Raw genomic sequence first — 20324 nt, forward strand, 5'->3', positions numbered from 1 at the left:
GGGTTGACTTGACGATGAGGATGACGAATGAAAAAGCGATTTGCACTAGGCGCGGCCTGTCTCGCGTTCGGCGCCGGCAACGCGCGCGCCGTGCCCTATCAGGACGTGTTGCTGGCGGCGGTGCCCGAGTACAACGGCAGGATGACGGAGGGAGTCGCGCTGTATGGTTCGCTCGACATGGGGATCAACTACCAGACGGTCGGCGGCCGTTCGCTGTGGCAGACGCAGAGCGGCGGCGAGTGGACCTCCAAATTCGGCTTCTTCGGCCGCGAGAACCTCGGTGGCGGCTGGCGCGCCGAGTTCAACCTCGAAAGCGGTTTTCTCGCGAACAGCGGTGCGCAGCAGGATGCGCAATCGACGTACAACAGGCAATCGTGGGTCGGCCTGTCGTCGGACAGCTACGGCCGGTTGCGTCTCGGCAAGCAGATCGGCACGGCGCTGCCGCTGTTCATCGACGTGTTCGGCACGGTGGGCACGAACTCGGTCTATACGTGGCTGGGCGCGGCAGCCGTGCAGACGAGCCGCGGCGTCGGCTACAACTCGGACCTCGGGCCGGGGGCGACGCAATTGCCGGCGCGCGTCGACAACGCCATCACGTACCGTACGCCGATCGTCGCGGGCACCACGTCGCTGATGCTGATGTTTGCGCCGAGCAACGTGGCCGGGCGGGCACCCGTGGCGTCCGCGCAAGGCGCGCTGCTGCAGTGGTACAACGGCACGACCTATCTGGCCGCGAGCTACAACCAGGTGTGGGGCGTCAACGGGGCGAGCACCGTGCGCAACGACCTGTACGGGCTCGGCGCCGTCTATGACACCGGGCGGATCGTGCTGTCCGCATCGTTCAACCAGTACGCGCCGAAGCTGGCCGGCGACGGCATTGCGCGCGTCTACACGCTCGGCGCGATCGTGCCGTTCGGCGTCAATGCGATTCGCGCGTCGGTTGTCTATCGCGATACGTCGGGTGTGCGCGACGCGGCCGGCCAGCCGGCCAGGGATTCGGCACTCGGTGCGATGCTGGGCTACGACTACCTGCTGTCGAAACGCACGGGCCTCTATGCGCGTGCGGGGTTCATCCGCAACTATGGCATCTCGACGGTGTTGCTGAACGGCAATCCGCTGCCGACCGAACCGGGCGGAACGACACCGCGCACCGGGACGACACCCGTGACACTGTCGCTCGGCATGTATCACAACTTCTGAACGGGAATTTTCGATGCATACCCTGAATCGCACGGCCGCTGCGCCGGTCGAATCCGGGCCGCGCGTAACGCGCCGCACGGTCGTTGCGGCCGCACTCGGCAACGGGCTCGAATTCTTCGACTTCACCGTCTACAGTTTCTTCGCCGCATTGATCGGCAAGCTGTTCTTTCCCGCGTCGAGCGATGTGGGCGCGCTGATGCTGTCGCTCGCGACGTTCGGTGTCGGGTTCGTCGCACGGCCGCTCGGCAGCGTCGCGATCGGCGCCTATGCGGACCGGGCCGGCCGCAAGCCCGCGCTCGTGCTGACGGTCGCATTGATGGCGCTTGGCACCGGGATCATCGGCTTCGCGCCGACCTATGCGCAGATCGGCATCGCCGCGCCGCTGCTGATCGTCATCGGGCGTTTGCTGCAGGGCTTTTCGGCGGGTGGCGAAGTGGGGGCCGCGACGACCCTGCTGATGGAGTCGGGTGACACCGGCCGGCGCGGCGAGCGGGTGAGCTGGCAGATGGCGAGCCAGGGCGGTGCGACGCTCGTCGGCGCGTTCGTCGCGCTGACGCTGTCGCGCGCACTGCCGCCCGACGCGCTGCACGCGTGGGGGTGGCGCGTCCCGTTCGTGCTCGGTCTGCTGATCGGCCCGGTCGGCTTTTACCTGCGGCGCCATCTGGACGATACGCTGCCGCACGCAGCGGCCGGCGCACCGCGCGAGCGTGCGCGCATTCCGTGGCGGCAGGTCGCGGCCGGCACGCTGCTCGTGATCGGCGGCACGTCGACCACCTATACGATCGTGTTTTTCCTGCCGTCGTTCCTGACGCTGACCGTCGGCATGCCGGCATCGGTGTCGCTGCTGTCGGGCTGCGCGGCAGGTGCAGTGCTGCTGCTCGGTTCGCCGTTCGCGGGGCGGCTCGCGGATCGCGTGCGTCGTCGCAAGCGGCTGGTGGGCGTGACGTGCGTCGCTTCAGCCGTGCTCGTGCTGCCAGCGTTTTACGCGATGAAGATGTGGCCGTCGGCGGGCACCGCGGTTGCGGTCGTGATCGTGCTGATCGGCTTGATGACGCTGTCGAGTCCCGCCGGCTTCGTGATGATCCTCGATGCGTTTCGGCCCGAGGTGCGGGCGATGTCGCTGGGGATGATCTATGCGCTCGGCGTGACGATTTTCGGCGGGTTCGCGCAACTGATCGTCGGCGCGATGTGGCGCGCGACCGGCAGCTTTTACGCGCCTGCGTGGTATGTGCTGGGATGCAGCGTCGCGAGTCTGGCCGGTCTGGCGCTGTTCGCGGAAGCGTCCGACGTGGAAGGCAGGCGGTGAACGGGAGGGGCGGACACGTGACGTGCCCGCCCTGGGGATGGTGTGCGCGACGAACGGACGGACGGGGCCTCTCCGTTCATCGCGCGTGCGCTGTCGCGCAATCAGGCCGCGTCGCTCAGCGCCGGGTAATCGGTATAACCCGTTTCGCCTTCCGCGTAGAACGTCTCCGGCACCGGCTGGTTGAGCGGTGCGCCGAGTTCGAGGCGGCGCGGCAGGTCCGGGTTCGCGATGAACAGCTTGCCCCATGCGATTGCGTCGGCGTTGCCGCTGGCGAGCGCGGCTTGCGCGGTGTCGAGCGTGAACTGCTCGTTGGCGATCAGCGGGCCGCCGAACGCTTCCTTCAGGCGCGGGCTCAGGTGGTCGCCCGAATACGATTCGCGCGTGAAGATGAACGCGATCTTGCGGCGGCCGAGTTCGCGCGCGACATAGCCGAACGTTGCCGCCGGATCGGAATCGCCCATCGTGTGCGCGTCACCGCGCGGTGCGAGGTGCACGCCGACACGGCCGGCGCCCCACACGTCGATCGCGGCGTCGACCACTTCGAGCAGCAGGCGCGCGCGGTTCTCGATCGGGCCGCCGTACGCATCGGTGCGGTGGTTGGTGCTGTCCTGCAGGAACTGGTCGAGCAGGTAGCCGTTCGCGCCGTGGATCTCGACGCCGTCGAAGCCGGCGGCCTTCGCGTTCTCGGCACCCTTGCGGTACGCGGCGACGATGCCCGGGATCTCGTCGAGTTCGAGTGCGCGCGGCGTCACGTACGGACGCTGCGGACGCACGAGGCTCACGTGGCCACCCGCGGCGATTGGGCTCGGTGCGACCGGCAGGTCGCCGTTCAGGAACACCGGGTCGGAGATCCGGCCGACGTGCCAGAGCTGCAGCACGATGCGCCCGCCGGCCGCGTGCACGGCCTGCGTCACCTGCTTCCAGCCTTCGACCTGTTCGTCGGACCAGATGCCGGGCGTGTCGGCATAACCGACGCCCTGCGGCGTGACCGACGTCGCTTCGGTAATGATCAGGCCGGCCGATGCGCGCTCGCGGTAATAGCGCGCCATCAGCGCATTCGGCACGCGCGTCGTACCCGCACGAGCGCGGGTGAGCGGCGCCATCACGATGCGGTTCGGCAGGGTCAGGTCGCCGAGGGTAACGGGGTCGAACAACGTTGGCATGGCAGATAACCTCTTCACTAAGGGCGGGAACTCCGTCGCGTCATGTGCGGCGGCGGCCCGCATGGCCGGTTCGGCCGTTGGCTAGAGTTCGCGGCGCAATGCGTCGTGAAATGCGTCGATGACGGCCTCGTTGCGCTGGAAAAACGCCCACTGGCCGATCCGCGTCGACGTCACGAGCCCCGCGCGCTGCAGCGTCGCGAGGTGTGCGGAGACGGTCGATTGCGACAGCCCGCAGCGCGCGTCGATCTGGCCCGCGCAGACGCCGTGTTCATACGGCAGCGTCTGGTTCGGGAAATGCACGTCCGGCGTTTTCAGCCAGGCGAGGATTTCCCGGCGCACGGGGTTCGAGAGCGCTTTCAGGATCGCTTCGATGTCGAGTTCGGTCGGCATGGACAGGTTTGGCGTTTCGCTCGGGTAACGAGGTATCGTCGATGGGCGAATCTTATATCGGAACTTGACGATATGTTTGAAAGCATTGCCGGCAATAGGGTTGATAGCGAAGGGCGATTGCGGGGACAGAGCAAGACGACCGCGAAGGACGCGGAGCGGAGCCGCCGTCCCGCCACGCGCCATCCGGCCCTCAGTCGGACACGTCGATGATCTCGTACCTTCCCGGTGTCGCATCGACGTGCGCGAGCGTATCGAGCATGCGTATCGCGGGCGGGGAGCCGCGAGCTTCGGCAACTCGAGCAGCGCCTCGTCGCTGGATCTTCCCGGGCGCACCACATTGCGCATCCTGTGGGATGCTACGCGGCGAGGCGCGACCCGGACGGGTTCGACGCGGCCGATCGCGAGCCATCCGGCCAGGCGCGCCGATCGATCGACGCGCGCGTGCGCATCGCAACGTCATGCCGGTTCGTCCATCGCGCACGAACCGATTTTTTGCGGAGTCCTTTCATGTCTGTTCGGGCCGTCATCTTCGATTTCGATCTGACGCTGGCGGATTCGTCCGCCGCGATCGTCGCGTGCACGGAGTACGCGTTGCATCAGCTGGATGCCGCCGGCGCGACACCGGCGCAGATCGCGGCCGTGATCGGGCTGCCGCTGCACGAGATGTTCCGCTCGCTGACGGGCGAAACCGAGCCGGCGCGGGCCGACGCGTTCGCGCGTCACTTCGTGGTGCGGGCCGACGAGATCATGGTGCGCGGCACGCGCATCTATCCCGAGGTGCCGCCCCTGCTCGCGCGTCTGCGCGAGCAGGGTCTCGCGGTCGCGATCGTTTCGTCGAAGTTTCGCTACCGGATCGAGGCGATCCTTGCGCTGAACCAGTTGCAATCGCTCGTCGACGTGCTGATCGGCGGGGAAGACGTGCAGCGTCACAAGCCCGATCCCGAAGGGCTCGTGCTGGCGTTGGCGCGGCTTGGCTTGCCGGCTCGTTCGGCGATCTACGTGGGCGACCACGCGGTGGACGCGCAGGCGGCCGAGCGCGCCGGCGTGGCGTTCGTCGGCGCGGTGAGCGGGATGACGTCGTTCGACGGATGGGCACGTGCGGGCAGGCAGGCGGTCGCCAACCATATCGGCGAACTGGACGCGATCGTGCAGCGGATGCGGCGCGACTCGTCCGCGGCATCGGGCTGACACGCCCCCGGGCGGCGCCCGCGCCGATGCGCCGCGGGTAGCGTTGCGCCTATTGCCGAGGCGGGAATCGCGGTGTCGAGCACACGTTCACCGCCGAGGGTGGTCGCAACCGCTGCGCCGGCGAGCGGGTCGTCGACGATTCGCTCTGCTACGATCCTCAACACCATGCGCCCGGTGCGGAGATCGGCACGCTGCCCGATTCGCGGCGCGTGCCGGTGTTCGACTACCCGGCCACCGGCGACGGATTTTGCGACCCTCGCCGTTAAAGTCATATCCGCCACTCGATCCGTCGCCATGTCACTCATTTCCGTCGCCTTCGCCAACCTCCGGTTCTCGCGCGTGCTGCCGGCCGCCCGAACGCTGTCATGCGCCGTTTCGCTCGCGGCAGCCTGTGTCGCCGTCGGCATGCCGGGCGGCGCGCGTCCGGCCGAAGCCGCCACGCTCACGCAGCGCGAACGCCTCGAGGCGCCGGTCAAGGCCGTCGCCGGCCAGCGCGTGGCCGTCGATACGCCGCGGGGCAATGCGGTGCTGCCCGTCTACGCCGATCGTCCGCTCGACCAGCCCGCGCCCGATGTCACGCGGGTCTTCGTCGTGATTCACGGCACGCTTCGCAATGCCGACGCGTACTACGCATCGGGGCGCAAGGTCGTCGAAAAGGCCGGTGCGGCCGGCAAGGGCACGATGGTCGTCGCACCGCAGTTCCTGACGCGCGCCGATACGCGCGCGTTTTCGTTGCCCGCGCAAACGCTCGCCTGGACGCAGGAAGGATGGAAGGGCGGCGACGCGGCCCGTCAGCCGGGGCCGATCAGTTCGTTCACCGCGCTCGACGCATTGCTCGCGCATTTCGCCGACCGCAGCCTGTATCCCGCGTTGTCGAGCGTGGTCGTGATCGGCCATTCCGCCGGCGCGCAGTTGCTGCAGCGCTATGCGGTGGCCGGGCACGAAGGCGACGCGCTGGTACGGGCCGGCATCGCCGTGCGTTATGTGGTCGCGAACCCGTCGAGCTATCTGTATTTCGACGACGAACGGCCGGACGGCCAGGCGATCGCAGGCGGCACCTGCCCGCGCGCGAACGAGTGGAAATACGGGCTGGAGTCGGCGCCGCCCTATGTCGCGTCGCAGGACGTGCGCGCACTCGAAACGCGCTACGTGGCGCGTCATGTCGTGTACCTGCTCGGGCAGGCCGACACGAACCCTTACACGCACTTCATCGACCGTTCGTGCGCGGCGATGGCGCAAGGCCCGTACCGGCTCGCGCGCGGGCTCGCGTATTTCGACTACCTGAAAAAGCGGCATCCGGACGATCTCGCGCAGCAGGTCGTCGAAGTGCCGGGCGTCGGGCACGACAATCTCGGCATGTTCACGTCCGCCTGCGGGCTCGCCGTGCTGTTCGGGCAGGCGTTGCCGCAATCGTGTCCGGTCGTCGCCGGTACCGCGCCGGCCGTGCGCGCGGAATTGCCGTAAGCCGTCGTGCCGTCGTGCGATAACCGCCGCGTCGACGATCGAACGGAGGCCGAGCGCGCGTGATTTCTCCATGCTGCCGGCGCGCGATGGCGGCGCCGCGCGTCAGGCCGGTGTTCCGGCGCCCGGCGCCGCGTCCGGGTCGAATACCGTCAGCCCTTCCGTCGGGTCCGTCGGCAGCTCCCACGGACGTGCGGCGATCGCCCGCCGCGCGGCGTCGTAACCGGCCTGCCGGCGGGCCGCGATGCCGGCCGGCGTGAAATCGATGTCCTTCAGCTGATTGTCGCTGGCGAGGCGCGGCGCCGCGAGCTTGACCAGGTGCATCGTGGTTTCGCATCCCCACGCGGCGAGCCGGCGCACGGCCGGCGACGCGCGTTCGGCTTCCGGCACGTGGCGGGCCAGTTCGCGGATCACGTGGCGCAGCCGGTGAATCTGCTGCTGGCGCGCGATGTGGCTGTCGGTGCGGCTCGCGTACTGGATGTCCTTCTGTCGCTCCGACACCTGCCAGATGCTCTCGGGCTCGGGGCCGGCCGGATTCCACATCTGCACCGAGAAGATGATCGAGCTGCGGCGCGGATTGTCGTCGAGCACGACCTCGACCGGCGTATTCGAATACACGCCGCCGTCCCAGTAAGGCTCGCCGTCGATCCGTATCGCCGGAAACGCGGGCGGCAGCGCGCCCGAGCTCATGATGTGCTCGATCTCGAGCCGCGTATCGCGCGAATCGAAATAGCGCATCGTGCCGGTGCACGCATTGACCGCGCTGACGGTCAGGCGCGGGTGGCCCGCGTTCAGCAGGTCGGGGTCGATCAGCGACGCGAGTGTGTCGCGCAGCGGTGCGATCCGGTAATACGACGCGCGATCGACGCCGAGGCGCACCATCGGCCCGAGCCACGAGGCCGGATTGGGCTGGAAGAATCCCGCGATGCCGCCGCCGATGATCATCAGCTCGGCCAGCATCCGGTCCCAGCCGGGCACCAGCGGCGGGACGTCGAAACGGGTTCGTTCGGTCACGCGCCGCCAGAACGCCGACAGCTTGTCGTAACGCTGCTCCGGCGGATTCCCGGCGATCAGCGCCGCGTTGATCGCACCGATCGACGTGCCGACCACCCAGTCGGGCCGGATCCCGGCTTCGTCCATCGCCTGAAAGACGCCGAGCTGGAACGCGCCCAGTGCGCCGCCGCCCTGGAGCACGAGCACGACTTGTCCGGGGAGGTTCATGCGTGTCGGTTCGCTCGCGGTCATGGCTCGCCTCGCTGCGTGTGAAGGTGGGTCGGAACCGAATGGCTCGATTCAGTGTAGGCGATGGCCGGCGGAGATCGCGCGCCGCGCAACGGCGATTCGCGCCTGCTTCGCCGGTCGCTTCCGGCGCCTTCGGGGCGGTGGTCGGCGCGCGCGCCGTGCTTCGCGGTGCATCCGCGCGCGACCCGCGTCACGCGTCCGGGTAAGGCGTGCCGTCCTTGTGCAGGAACCGGCCGTCGCGGCTCGGGCTCATCATGTCGATGTCGGCGCAGGTGATCACGTCGTCCGGCGAACGCGAGCCGACTTCGAGATAGACGGCAACCGCGTCCGACCGGTTGACCAGGTGATGACCGTTGCCCGAGTTCTTCGGAAACGCCGCGCAGTCGCCCGCGCGCAGCACGGTTTCGCCGCCGTCCTCGATCATCACGAGTTCGCCTTCGAGCACGTAGACGAATTCGTCTTCGTCGGAATGCCAGTGGCGCTGCGCCGACCAGCCGCCCGGCGGCACGCGCATCAGGTTGACGCCGAAATCGCGCAACCCGCCGGCGTCGCCGACGCGCTGGCGGATGCGCTGCGCGCACGGCGCGTCGAACGGCCGCGGATAGCCGCTGCCGCGGCGTTCGGGCACGGCGTTGAGGTCGATCCTGGGCATGGGCGGCTCCGTCGGCCACGCGGGCGAATGGGATGCGGGCATTGTAGGCGCCGCTGCCCGCCATTCGTCCGCGCGTGTCGTGGTGCGCCGCGTCATTCCACCGTGATGGTCTCCTTCATGTACGGGTGAATCCCGCAGAACACCTTGTAGACGCCCGGCTTGTCGAAGCGGAACGAGTACGTGTCGCCCTGGTCGAGCGCCGACGAGTGAAAGATGTCGGCGTCGTTGACGACCGTATGCGGCTCCCCGTCGAGGTTCTTCCACGTGACCGTCGTGCCGGCCTTGATCGTGGTCGACATCGGCGAAAACATGAAATTGCGGATCGTCACGAGCGGGCCGCCCGGGCCCTGCGCGAACGCGGCGAGCGGGGCGGTGGCGCACAGGATCAGCGCCGCGACGAGGCTGGCGTGCTTGAAGCGGGTCATGTCGGTCTCCTTGCGGTTCGGTGCGTCAGGCCAGCGTCGCATCGTGCAGCGACGACGCAACCGGATGGCCCGCGAATTCGACGGTCGTCACGCCGAGCATCGACGGCAGCCGGTCGCGCGGCACGGTGAGCGGCACGGGGCCCGGGCCGTTGCCGGCCGTCGGCTGCGGGAACGCGGTGGAGCGCGCGGTGTGGAACGTCACGTTGCCCTCGACCTTCGACACGATCTGGTGGATGTGTCCGTTCAGCACGGTGACCGAGCCGAAGCGTCGCAGCAGCGCCATCGTCTGCGGCGCGTCGCCGGTGCCCCAGCCCCACGGCTCGTAGATGGTCCACATCGGCATGTGCGAGAACACGACGATCGGCGTGCTCGACGAGCGGCCCTTGAGATCCTGCGCGAGCCAAGCGAGCTGGTCGTCGCCGAAGCTGCCGAGCCCGTTCGGCTTGAAGTGCATCACGTTGACGAGGCCGATGAAGTGCACGCCCGCGTGATCGAAGCTGTAATACCCGCGGTTGTCGGACGCCTTGCCGAACCGGCTGAAATATTCGGCGCCCGAACCGTCGGTGACGTCGTGCTCGCCGGGCACCGTATGCAGTTCCGGCACGCGCAGCGCGGACAGCAGCTGCGACGCGTGGTCGAATTCCTCGGCCTTGGACAGGTGCGTGATGTCGCCCGTGTGGATGGCCAGCGCGGGCATCGCGGGCATCCCATTGACGAGGTCGATCGTCTGCTTGAGCGTGGCCGATACATCGGGATTCGCGTCCTTGTTGAAGCCGATGTGCGTGTCGCTGACCTGCACGAACAGCGGCTTGCCCGCGTTGGCCGGGAGCGCTTCGCCGGTCTGCGCGAGCGCGAGGTCGAACGGCGTCAGGATGCCGCCCGACAGCGTAAACAGCGTGCCGAGGCCGCCGAAGGCCATGCATTGCAGGGCCTTGCGGCGCGACGGGCGGGTGGGGGTCGATGAAGACATGGGAGCCTCGCAATCGTGTGACGAAACCGGACGGCCGGATCGTCCTGGAATAAACCGGCGCCTTCGCGTGCCATACCGGCGAAGCGGCGGATTTATTCCCGCGCGTTGCGCGGTCGATCACCCGTGTTCGCGGCTTGCGCGGCGATGCGCTGTCCCGGAAAGATGACCTGTCAATGTCCTGTAAGTGACACGTCACATTTGCGTCACGGCCGATCGATAGCCTGCCACTCCGAGTCACCTCTCCGGAGCCCCTTCATGCCGAATCTCGCGGCAACGGAAACCAGCGGTGCGGTCGGCAACCGCACGCGTGCCGTCAGCCTCGCGCTGTTTTTTCTGATCGTTGCCTGCGGCATCGTCTACGTCGGCATCCATCCGGGCGCCGATCTCGGCCCCGTCAAGGAAAGCTGGATCCTCCCGTTCCTGCCGCTGATCGCACTCGGCTTCGAGTTCGCCAACGGTTTCCACGACACCGCGAACGCCGTCGCGACCGTCATCCATACGCACTCGCTCGCTCCACACCTCGCCGTCGTGCGGTCGAGCCTCCGGAACCTGTTCGGCGTGCTCGTATCGAGCGGCTCGGGCCTGCGCCGGGATGCGGTGCGTAACCTGATGCTCGCGCGGGTGCTGACGCTGCCCGCGTCGATCGTGCTGTCGGCCGTGCCGTACCGGGCGCTGCACGGGCTGTTCTGATTCGCGCCGGGGGGCGCCTTCCGGCTGCGCGGCGCGTGGCCGGTCCCGTCGATTTTCAATTCAACACAAGACGCTACCGATGGATATCAGGTTCTTCGATCCGAATCGCACCGCGAACGCTTCGGCGTGGCGCGTGCTCCCCAACCGCTGGGATGCCATCGCGTTTCCGCTGATCATCTGCCTGCTCGCGATGGCGATCGTCGGCTTCCATCAGACGATGGCGCCGATCGGCACCCTGCAGACGCAGAAGATTTCGCTCGACCCCTCGAACCTGCCCGAATACGCGCTGCGCACCACGCTGCGGATGCTCGCCGCGATGGTCGCGTCGCTCGCGTTCACGCTCGTCTACGGCACGCTCGCGGCCAAGAGCCGCCGTGCCGGCATGGTGCTGATCCCGATCCTCGACATCCTGCAGTCGGTGCCGGTGCTCGGCTACATCTCGTTTACCGTCACGTTCTTCCTCGCACTGTTTCCGGGCCGCGTGCTCGGTGCCGAGCTGGCCGCGATCTTCGCGATCTTCACGAGCCAGGCGTGGAACATGACGTTCAGCTTCTATCAGTCGCTGCGCACGGTGCCGCGCGACCTGAGCGAAGTGTCGCGCGGCTTTCACCTGACGCCGTGGCAACGCTTCTGGAAGCTCGAGGTGCCGTTCTCGATGCCGGGCCTGATCTGGAACATGATGATGTCGATGTCGGGCGGCTGGTTCTTCGTCGTCGCATCCGAGGCGATCACCGTCGGCAACCAGACCATCACGCTGCCGGGCATCGGCGCGTATCTCGCGCAGGCGATCTCGGACAAGAACCTCGGTGCGGTCGGCTGGGTGATCGTCGCGATGTCGGTCGTGATCCTCGCTTATGACCAGTTCCTGTTCCGCCCGCTCGTCGCCTGGGCCGACAAGTTCCGGATGGAGAACACCGCGTCGGGCGATGCGCCCCAATCCTGGCTGCTCGACATGATGCGCCGCACGCACCTGATCCATCAGCTGCTCGTGCCGGCCGGCTGGCTGCTGTCGCAGGCCGCGCGGATTCCGCTGCGCGCGCCGTCGTGGCAGGGTACGCGTGCGCGCGGCGCATCGGCGCGCCGCTCGTCGCGCATCGGCGACATCGTGTGGGGCGCGTTCGTGATCCTGCTGACGGTGTACGTCGTGTGGCGCGTCGTCACGTTCGTTGCGACCGGCGTGACGATGGGCGAGGTCGGCCACGTGCTCGTGCTCGGGCTCGTCACGCTGTTGCGCGTGCTGGTGCTGATCGCGATCGCGTCGCTGGTCTGGGTGCCGCTCGGCGTGCTGATCGGGCTGCGCCCGAAGCTGGCCGAGAAGATCCAGCCGCTCGCGCAGTTCCTCGCCGCGTTCCCGGCCAACCTGCTGTTCCCGGTGTTCGTCATCGTGATCGTCCACTTCCACCTGAACGCGGACATCTGGCTGTCGCCGCTGATCGTGCTCGGCACGCAGTGGTACATCCTGTTCAACGTGATCGCCGGCGCGATGTCCTACCCGAACGACTACAAGGAAGCGACGAAGAATTTTCGCATCCGCGGCTGGCAGTGGTGGCGGCAGGCGATCCTGCCCGGGATCTTCCCGTACTACGTGACGGGTGCGATCACCGCGTCGGGCGGCGCGTGGAACGCGAGCATCGTGTCCGAGTTCGTGCAGTGGGGCGACACGAAGGTCGTCGCGCACGGCCTGGGCTCGTACATCGCGCAGACCACCGCCGCCGGCGATTTTCCGAAGATCATCCTGGGCATCGCCGTGATGTCCCTGTTCGTCACCTTGTTCAACCGTCTGCTGTGGCGTCCGATGTACGCCTATGCGGAATCCCGGCTCCGTCTCGATTGAGAGTAAGCGCGATGCAAAATTCGAACGTTATCAACGCCCCCGTCAAGACGTCCCAGCCGCTGCAGCCGCCGCGCCTCGGCGAAGAAATCCTGCGCGTGGAGCACGTGAACCGCGGCTTCAACAAGACGCAGGGCGAACTGCTCGTGCTCGACGATGCGAACCTGTCGCTGCGCGAAGGCGAGATCGTCGGGCTGCTCGGCCGTTCCGGCTCGGGCAAGTCGACGCTGCTGCGCATCATCGCAGGGCTGATCGAGCCGACCGGCGGCGAGGTGACCTACCTCGGCAAGCCGCTGCGCGGCCCGGCCGAAGGCGTCGCGATGGTGTTCCAGACCTTCGCGCTGTTCCCGTGGCTCACCGTGCTGCAGAACGTGGAAGCCGGGCTGGAAGCGCTCGGCGTCGGCGCGCGCGAGCGACGCGAGCGTGCGCTTGCCGCGATCGACCTGATCGGTCTCGACGGTTTCGAGAACGCGTACCCGCGCGAGCTGTCGGGCGGCATGCGCCAGCGCGTGGGCTTTGCGCGCGCGCTCGTCGTCGACCCGACGATCCTGCTGATGGACGAGCCGTTCTCCGCGCTCGACGTGCTGACCGCCGAGACGCTGCGTACCGACCTGCTCGACCTGTGGACGCAGGGCCGCATGCCGATCAAGTCGGTGCTGATCGTTACGCACAACATCGAGGAAGCGGTGTTCATGTGCGACCGGATCCTCGTGTTGTCGTCGAATCCGGGCCGCGTGATCGCCGAGATCAAGGTGCCGTTCAAGCATCCGCGCAACCGGCTCGACACGGATTTCCGCAAGCTCGTCGACGACATCTACGCGAAGATGACCGCGCGCCAGACCAACGAGGCGACGAAGAAGGGGCTGGAGCTCGGCAGCTGGATGCCGCGCGTGTCGACCAACCTGATGGCCGGCCTGATCGAGACGCTCGCGATGGCGCCGTACCACGGCCGCGCGGACATGCCGGAAATCGCGCGTACGCTGCATCTCGAGGTCGACGAACTGTTCCCGATCGCCGAAGTGCTGCAATACCTCGGCTTCGCGGACGTGCGGGAAGGGGACGTGTTCCTGACGCCGCCGGCGCGTGTGTTCGCGGAGTTCGGCACGCAGGAGCGCAAGCTGATGTTCGCGGATCACCTGTTGAAGCACGTGCCGCTGGCTGCACGGATCAGGAAGGTGCTGAACGAGCGCCCGGGCCATCGCGCACCGCGCGTGCGCTTCGAGCAGGAACTGGAGGACTTCCTGTCCGATGAAGCCGCCGAGGAAACGCTCGACGCGGTGATCGACTGGGGGCGTTACGGCGAAGTCTTTTCGTATAACGACAAGACGGAAGTGTTCAGTCTCGAGGATGTCGAGAGCTGAAGTCGGTGCCCGAATGGCGAGCGATCGTCATTCGGGCAGATCGCGGCTGTTGGCGTGCTGCTCGATTCCGCCGGTATTGAGCGATTCGATCCTCTCCATCCGCTGCCGTGCCAGCTCAGGCAACCGGTTCGTCACGCCGATCACGAGCGCTTCGGCGAGCGCGAGCGCCGGCACGTTGGTTTGCAGCATCGCGAACGGCTGCCCCTGGATCCGCAGCACGATCTCCGCAAATTCCCCGATCGGCGAATGCCATTCGTCGGTGACCAGCAGCACGCGCGTGCCGAGCTGGTGTGCGGCTTGCGCGAACCGGATGCTGTCGCGCTGGTAGCGGCGGAAATCGAAAATGACGAGCACGTCGCCGGGCCCCATGTCCGCCAGGGCGACCGAGGCGAGGTTCACATTCGGTTCGACATACTGGACGCGTGGCCGCGCATACGCGAGCGTGAACGAAAACAGCGAAGCGAGCGGCGCGGTGTAACGCCCGCCACCGCAGAAAACGCGAACGTCCTGATCGGCCAGCAGTGCCACGGCGGCGTCGAACGCCGCCGCATCGAGTCCTTCGATCGTGGTGGCCAGCGATTGCGACAACCGCTGGAAAATCGCCGAATGACTGTCGCGCAGCCCCGAAGCCGAGTGAAACGCATCCATCCGCGCGAGCGGCGAATTCATCGCGGTGTCGATTTCGCCGTACAGCGCCTGCTGGAACGACGAATAGTTGGGAAACCCGATCCTGACGACGAAGCGAAACACGGTCGGGTCGCTCACGTCGGCCTGCTTCGCGAACTGCGCGATGGGCCCCAGCCCGAGACTGGGATAGCGATCCAGCAACGCCTGCGCAACCTTCTGTTCCGACGGCGTGAAGCTATCCATCTGGGATAACAGCAACGCCCTGATGCTCGTCCCCATCGGGCACTCCGACTCTCTCAATCCAAACGACAAACGGCAGACGTGCGTCTGCCGGCGAACCCACGCATGTTAGCCGATTGACGTGCGGCGGGCCGCTCGCACCCCGGAATTAGAGGGACGCATCGCACGGTCGGCCGGCTCGTCAATGAATGTAATGAAACATACATTGATAAAGAAAACATCCGGTCGATATTCGTTCGTGGTTCAGTGATAACCCTAGGTTTTGGTGTAAAAAACCGAGTGCTATGATCGCGGCCTCGCTGGAATGTACGGTTCATTACATCGCGAATCGACGCTTCGATGCGTGACGATGCGGCGTCGCATTCCGGCATGGCACGGTTTATTTGTCTGGAGGATTCCGTCATGAGGCGGCTCGTAGTACTCACCCTGTTGTCGGCAATGAGCGTGTGCGCGTTCGCCGCGTCGGACCCGGCGGTCGAAGCGAAGAACGGCATGGTCGTGTCCTCGCAGCACTTCGCGTCGCAGATCGGCGTCGACATCCTGAAGGAAGGCGGCAACGCGGTGGATGCGGCAGTGGCGGTCGGCTATGCGCAGGCCGTGACCAATTCGTGCTGCGGCAATATCGGCGGCGGCGGTTTCATGACCCTCCACCTGGCCGACGGCCGCGACCGCTTCATCAATTTCCGTGAGACCGCGCCGGCCGCGGCTTCCGCGAACATGTACCTCGACGCGAAGGGCAACGTCATCCCCGACGACAGCCTGTACGGCTATCGCGCGGTCGGCGTGCCGGGCACGGTCGCGGGCCTCGATCTCGCGCAGCGCAAGTACGGCAAGCTGACGCGCAGGCAGGTGATGGAGCCGGCGATCCGGCTCGCGCGCGACGGCTTCGTGCTGACGCGCGGCGATACGGACATCCTCGACACGACGGTCGCGCGCTTCAGGAAGGACCCGGAAGCGGCGCGCATCTTCCTCCGCCCGGACGGCACGCCGCTGCAGCCGGGCGACCGCCTCGTGCAGAAGGACCTCGCCCGCACGCTCGAGCGCATCGCGGAGCAGGGGCCCGACGCGTTCTATCACGGCGAGATCCCGAAGATCGTCGAGGCCGCGGCCCGGCGCGCGGGCGGCGTGATCACGGCCGCCGATTTCGCGTCCTACCGCGCGCAGGACATGGCGCCGCTGACGTGCACGTATCGCGGCTACGAGTTCGTGTCGGCGCCGCCGCCGAGCTCGGGCGGCGTGACGATGTGCGAGACGCTGAACATCCTCGAAGGGTACGACCTGCGCAAGCTCGGCTACCACTCGGCCGCGGCGGTTCACTACATGACCGAAGCGATGCGGCACGCATACGAGGATCGCAACACGCTGCTCGGCGATCCGAACTTCATCGACAACCCGGTCGCGAAGCTGACGAGCAAGGAATATGCGGCGCAGATCCGCAAGAGCATCCATGCCGATACGGCGACGCCGTCGGTGGACGTGCAGCCGGGCGTCGGCGTGCACGAGAAGCCGGAGACGACCCACTATTCGATCGTCGACAAGGACGGCAACGCGGTGTCGACGACCTACACGGTCAACGGCCGCTTCGGCGCCGTGGTCATCGCGCCGGGCACGGGCTTCTTCCTGAACGACGAGATGGACGACTTCACCGTGAAGGTCGGCGCGCAGAACCTGTTCGGTCTCGTGCAGGGCACGCGCAACTCGATCGCGCCGGGCAAGCGTCCGCTGTCGTCGATGGCGCCGACCATCGTGAAGAAGGACGGCAAGGTGTTCATGGTCGTCGGTTCGCCGGGCGGGTCGCGCATCATCACGATCACGCTGCAGACGGTGCTGAACGTGATCGACTACGGGATGACGCCGCAGGATGCCGTCACCGCGCCGCGCATCCATCACCAGTGGCTGCCTGACGAGGTCTATTACGAAACCTACGGCCTGTCGCCCGACACGCTCGCGATCCTGCGCAACATGGGCTACAAGATGGTCGAGCAGACGCCGTGGGGCGCCGCCGAGCTGATCATGGTCGGCCTGCCGGGCACCGAAGCCGCGAGCCGCCAGAGTTCCGGGAACGATTCGTCCGTGTCCGGCAACGTGCGTGTCGGCTTCATCTACGGCTACAACGACCCGCGTCGTCCGGCCGGATCGGCAATCGGCTACTGACCCGATCCCGTCGGCATCGAGCTGAACCGCCGCCGACGACGTTCGCCCTTGCGCGAGCGTCGTTGCGGCGGCAGTCCGTCGGTTCGCGGACATCCGCGAGCCTGACCGGCGCCGCCGGCCGTGGCCGACACTCCGGGCACGGCCGGCTCGCCACGCACGCGCCCTGGCACGGCACGGGACGCGCGCCTTTCATCCTTCAACTTCTTCCCGCGCATCGAATTCCATCATGAACAAACGAATGTCCGCGGCAGGCTGGATCCTGCTCGCGATGGCGGCCGGCATCCTGATCGGCTACATGATCTATACGCAACTGCCGGACAAGCAGTCCGCGGCGGAGATCGCCGGGTACATCTCGCTGGTGTCCGACGTGTTCCTGCGGCTGATCAAGATGGTGATCGGGCCGCTGGTGTTCTCGACGCTCGTCGTCGGCATCGCGCACATGGGCGACGCGTCGTCGGTGGGGCGCGTGTTCGTGAAGGCGCTCGGCTGGTTCGTCACCGCGTCGCTGATCTCGCTGCTGCTCGGCCTGTTGATGGCGAACCTGCTGCGGCCCGGCGAGAACCTCGGGTTGCCGCTGCCGGATATCGGCGCGTCCGCGCATCTGGCGACGTCCAAGTTCACGCTGAAGGATTTCGTCGGCCACATGGTGCCGAAGTCGATCGCCGAGGCGATGGCGAACAACGAGATCCTGCAGATCGTCGTGTTCTCGATGTTCTTCGGCGTGGCGCTCGCGTCGCTCGGCGAGCGCGGCAAGATCCTCGTCGCGGCGATCGACCAGCTCGCGCACGTGATGCTCAGGATTACCGGCTATGTGATGAAGCTCGCGCCGCTCGCGGTGCTGGCGGCGATGGCGTCGACGGTCGCGATCAACGGCCTGTCGATCCTGCTGAAGTTCGCGGTGTTCATGGGCGACTTCTACCTGAGCCTGTTCCTGCTGTGGGGCACGCTCGTCATCGCCGGGCTGCTGTTCCTCGGCCGCCGCGTGTTCAAGCTGCTGGTGCTGATCAAGGAAGCGTTCATGCTGTCGTTCGCGACCGCGAGCTCGGAAGCCGCGTATCCGAAGATCCTCGATGCGCTCGACCGTTTCGGCGTGCGCCGCAAGATCTCGAGCTTCGTGATGCCGATGGGGTATTCGTTCAACCTCGACGGCTCGATGATGTACTGCACGTTTGCGTCGCTGTTCATCGCGCAGGCGTACGGCATTCACCTGTCGCTCGGCACGCAGGTCACGATGCTGCTGATCCTGATGCTGACCTCGAAAGGCATGGCCGGCGTGCCGCGCGCGTCGCTCGTCGTGATCGCCGCGACGCTGCACCAGTTCAACATCCCGGAAGCCGGGCTGCTGCTGATTCTCGGCGTCGATACGTTCCTCGACATGGGCCGTTCGGCCACGAATGCAGTGGGCAACTCGATCGCCAGCGCGGTGGTCGCGAAATGGGAAGGCGAGCTGATGCCCGAAGCGGAAGCCGAAGCGAATGCGGCGCGGCTGGATGAGGAAGCCGAAGCACGGATGAACGAGGCGGCCCGCGAGGCGGATCGCGTCACCGCTGCCTGAAGCGGTATCCCGGGCCTTCAGGCCGCCTCGGCGGGGCGGGCCGCGTCGAGGCACGCGGCCAGCACCATCGCGGCGGCGTTGCCCGGCGTCGAGCCGAGCAATTGCGGCGCATAGACGCTGTCGCCGATCTCGATCGGCTGCCCCGACAGCGCGCACACGCCGCGCTTGCGCGTGGTGAACAGCCGCCACTTCTGATAACCGTAGTGCCCGGTGCATGCGTCGCGCCAGGAAATCATCACGGTGTCGGCGGTGGGCCGCTCGAGTACGCTGATGGCCGGCTTGCTCGTCGCGTCCCACGACGGCAGCCGGTCGCGCGTGACGCTGCGCCGCCGCGGCGTGCCCCACGAGACGGACGGCATGTCGAAGCTGCCGATCGCGGCGACGGTCATGAGCCAGGGGGCGATACGGTTGTTCATGTCAGTTTTCCTCGAAACGTTACGCGGCACCGCAACGCGCGGCATCACGACAGGCGGATGCGCGGCCGCGCGCAGCCGTTGATCCGTTCGGCGATCCACAGCAGGCTCGCCTTGGAGAAGCCGTGCAGCGCCTGCTGGTGCCGCCGGTAGAGCATCAGGTGGCTGAACTGCGCGAATCGCCCCTGGATGAAGCCGCCACGAAAGAACCCGAACTGCCCGAGCGTACCGAACGCGTCGTAGTCGCTGATCGACACGAGCGCGCCGAAATCGTGGAATGCGAACGGCGGCATCGGCTTGCCGTCGAGCCACGCGGGCAGGTGCTTCGCGAGATGCTCGGCCTGCTGCGTCGCGACCTGCGCGGTGGGCGGCAGCGGCCGTTCCTGGCCGTCGGGCAACAGGCTCGCGCAATCGCCGATCGCGAACACGTGTTCGTCGCCCGTTGCCTGCAGCGTCGGGCCGACGACGATCTGGTTCGCGCGATTCGTGTCGAGGCCGCCGAGCGCCTGCATGAAATCGGGCGCCTTCACGCCGGCCGCCCACACCATGAGGTCGGCTTCCGCAAACGAACCGTCGCCGTAGTGAAAGCCGTTCGCGTCGGCCGACGTGACGCGGGTCGACGTCAGCACGTGAAAGCCGATCTGTTCGAGCCGTTGCTGTGCCGATGCGGAAATCTTCGGCGGAAATGCGGCGAGGATGCGCGGACCGCTTTCAAGCAGCGTGAGTTGCAGCCGGTCGCGTACCGTTTCGTCGCCATAGGCTTGTGCCACTTCCAGCAGGCGGCTCAGCTCCGCGGCAAGCTCGACGCCGGTCGCGCCGGCACCGACGATCGCGACGCGGAACGGCTCGTCGCGCGCGATGCTGCGAAATACGCGCATCCGCAACGCTTCGTTGAAGGTCTCGGCCTGCGGCTGGCTGTCGATGAAATAGCAGTGCTCGCGTACGCCCGGCGTGCCGAAATCGTTGGCCTGGCTGCCGAGCGCGAGGATCAGCACGTCGTATTCGAGTTCGCGGGCGTCGAGCACGAGTTCGCCGTCCTGCGAGCGGATCTCGCCGAGCTGCACGCGGCGCCGCGCGCGATCGAGCCCCTTCAGTTCGCCGGGCTGGTACGTGTAACCGTGATCGCGGGCATGGGCGAGGAAGATCACCTGCTGCTGTTGCACGTCGCGCGTACCGGCCGCGATCGTGTGCAGCATCGGTTTCCAGATGTGGGTCGGGCTGCGGTCGACGACGGTGACCTGTGCGCGCCCGGATCGGCCGAGACGCTCGCCCAGACGCGTGGCGAGCTGCAGTCCGGCGATCCCGCCGCCGACGATGACGATACGTGTAGGGGTTGCCATGGATAAATCATCACGTGATGAATAAGGTATGATCCTAGCGCTTCCCGGCTTCGCGTGTCAACGGAGCGGGGCAAATCACGCGGTTTCGGCGGTGCTGAAGCGGGGCCGGAACAGGC

At 67.1% G+C, this 20324-nt stretch carries 18 protein-coding genes; 9 read left to right on the forward strand and 9 right to left on the reverse strand.

Annotated elements, in window-relative coordinates:
* Positions 1 to 27: 27 nt before the first annotated feature.
* Entirely contained in the window at positions 28 to 1200 is a 1173-nt protein-coding gene (locus tag DPV74_RS23865; RefSeq protein ID WP_027789445.1) for a porin, read from the forward strand.
* 13 nt (positions 1201 to 1213) lie between these two features.
* The gene (locus DPV74_RS23870) at positions 1214 to 2506 is read left to right on the forward strand and encodes an MFS transporter (protein ID WP_060086323.1); all 1293 of its coding nucleotides are present in this window, start codon (positions 1214 to 1216) and stop codon (positions 2504 to 2506) included.
* A 101-nt stretch (positions 2507 to 2607) separates the two neighbouring features.
* On the opposite strand, the gene DPV74_RS23875 is transcribed toward DPV74_RS23870, so the two are convergent.
* A complete protein-coding gene (locus DPV74_RS23875; protein WP_027789443.1) occupies positions 2608 to 3669 on the reverse strand; it encodes an alkene reductase in 1062 nt (353 codons plus the stop codon).
* An 81-nt stretch (positions 3670 to 3750) separates the two neighbouring features.
* The gene (locus DPV74_RS23880; RefSeq protein ID WP_027789442.1) at positions 3751 to 4059 is read right to left on the reverse strand and encodes a helix-turn-helix transcriptional regulator; all 309 of its coding nucleotides are present in this window, start codon (positions 4057 to 4059) and stop codon (positions 3751 to 3753) included.
* A gap of 507 nt (positions 4060 to 4566) precedes the next feature.
* On the opposite strand from DPV74_RS23880, the gene DPV74_RS23885 reads away from it, so the two are divergent.
* Positions 4567 to 5247: an HAD family hydrolase gene (locus DPV74_RS23885; RefSeq protein ID WP_060286009.1), complete on the forward strand. Its 681-nt coding sequence runs from the start codon at positions 4567 to 4569 to the stop codon at positions 5245 to 5247.
* Between the two features lie 294 nt (positions 5248 to 5541).
* A complete protein-coding gene (locus tag DPV74_RS23890; protein ID WP_119338063.1) occupies positions 5542 to 6711 on the forward strand; it encodes an alpha/beta fold hydrolase in 1170 nt (389 codons plus the stop codon).
* Positions 6712 to 6813: 102 nt separating this feature from the next.
* Here the strand turns inward: DPV74_RS23890 and DPV74_RS23895 are convergent, their stop codons facing one another.
* From DPV74_RS23895 to DPV74_RS23910, 4 genes are all read right to left on the reverse strand, one after another.
* Positions 6814 to 7953, reverse strand: coding sequence for a patatin-like phospholipase family protein (locus DPV74_RS23895; protein WP_119338064.1), 1140 nt, complete (start codon positions 7951 to 7953; stop codon positions 6814 to 6816).
* A gap of 187 nt (positions 7954 to 8140) precedes the next feature.
* Complete coding sequence (locus DPV74_RS23900; protein ID WP_119338065.1) at positions 8141 to 8602, reverse strand: cupin domain-containing protein; 462 nt, start codon at positions 8600 to 8602, stop codon at positions 8141 to 8143.
* Positions 8603 to 8694: 92 nt separating this feature from the next.
* The gene (locus DPV74_RS23905) at positions 8695 to 9027 is read right to left on the reverse strand and encodes a cupredoxin family copper-binding protein (protein WP_119338075.1); all 333 of its coding nucleotides are present in this window, start codon (positions 9025 to 9027) and stop codon (positions 8695 to 8697) included.
* Positions 9028 to 9052: 25 nt separating this feature from the next.
* Entirely contained in the window at positions 9053 to 9997 is a 945-nt protein-coding gene (locus tag DPV74_RS23910) for a metallophosphoesterase (protein ID WP_119338066.1), read from the reverse strand.
* Between the two features lie 255 nt (positions 9998 to 10252).
* On the opposite strand from DPV74_RS23910, the gene DPV74_RS23915 reads away from it, so the two are divergent.
* From DPV74_RS23915 to DPV74_RS23925, 3 genes are all read left to right on the forward strand, one after another.
* On the forward strand, positions 10253 to 10687 hold the full coding sequence (locus DPV74_RS23915; RefSeq protein WP_240440014.1) for a hypothetical protein: 435 nt from the start codon (positions 10253 to 10255) through the stop codon (positions 10685 to 10687).
* Positions 10688 to 10766: 79 nt separating this feature from the next.
* Positions 10767 to 12521 carry an ABC transporter permease subunit gene (locus tag DPV74_RS23920; protein WP_119338067.1) on the forward strand — a complete coding sequence of 585 codons (1755 nt, stop codon included), beginning with the start codon at positions 10767 to 10769 and terminating at the stop codon, positions 12519 to 12521.
* 11 nt (positions 12522 to 12532) lie between these two features.
* Entirely contained in the window at positions 12533 to 13879 is a 1347-nt protein-coding gene (locus tag DPV74_RS23925; protein ID WP_119338068.1) for an AAA-associated domain-containing protein, read from the forward strand.
* 27 nt (positions 13880 to 13906) lie between these two features.
* Here the strand turns inward: DPV74_RS23925 and DPV74_RS23930 are convergent, their stop codons facing one another.
* The gene (locus DPV74_RS23930) at positions 13907 to 14785 is read right to left on the reverse strand and encodes a MurR/RpiR family transcriptional regulator (protein ID WP_060173518.1); all 879 of its coding nucleotides are present in this window, start codon (positions 14783 to 14785) and stop codon (positions 13907 to 13909) included.
* Positions 14786 to 15148: 363 nt separating this feature from the next.
* Between DPV74_RS23930 and ggt the strand changes: the two genes are divergently transcribed.
* Both ggt and DPV74_RS23940 read left to right on the forward strand, forming a co-directional pair.
* Complete coding sequence (gene ggt, locus DPV74_RS23935) at positions 15149 to 16900, forward strand: gamma-glutamyltransferase (RefSeq protein ID WP_059685979.1); 1752 nt, start codon at positions 15149 to 15151, stop codon at positions 16898 to 16900.
* Between the two features lie 226 nt (positions 16901 to 17126).
* Positions 17127 to 18455 carry a dicarboxylate/amino acid:cation symporter gene (locus tag DPV74_RS23940; protein ID WP_027789430.1) on the forward strand — a complete coding sequence of 443 codons (1329 nt, stop codon included), beginning with the start codon at positions 17127 to 17129 and terminating at the stop codon, positions 18453 to 18455.
* A 17-nt stretch (positions 18456 to 18472) separates the two neighbouring features.
* Here DPV74_RS23940 and DPV74_RS23945 read toward each other — a convergent pair whose 3' ends face one another.
* The gene (locus DPV74_RS23945; RefSeq protein WP_119338069.1) at positions 18473 to 18871 is read right to left on the reverse strand and encodes a DUF3331 domain-containing protein; all 399 of its coding nucleotides are present in this window, start codon (positions 18869 to 18871) and stop codon (positions 18473 to 18475) included.
* A gap of 44 nt (positions 18872 to 18915) precedes the next feature.
* Positions 18916 to 20208, reverse strand: a complete 1293-nt coding sequence (locus DPV74_RS23950) for an NAD(P)/FAD-dependent oxidoreductase (RefSeq protein ID WP_027789428.1) — start codon at positions 20206 to 20208, stop codon at positions 18916 to 18918.
* Positions 20209 to 20324 lie beyond the last annotated feature (116 nt).

This window comes from Burkholderia sp. HAN2018 (genome assembly GCF_024704855.1).
Classification (GTDB): Bacteria; Pseudomonadota; Gammaproteobacteria; order Burkholderiales; family Burkholderiaceae; genus Burkholderia; species Burkholderia cepacia.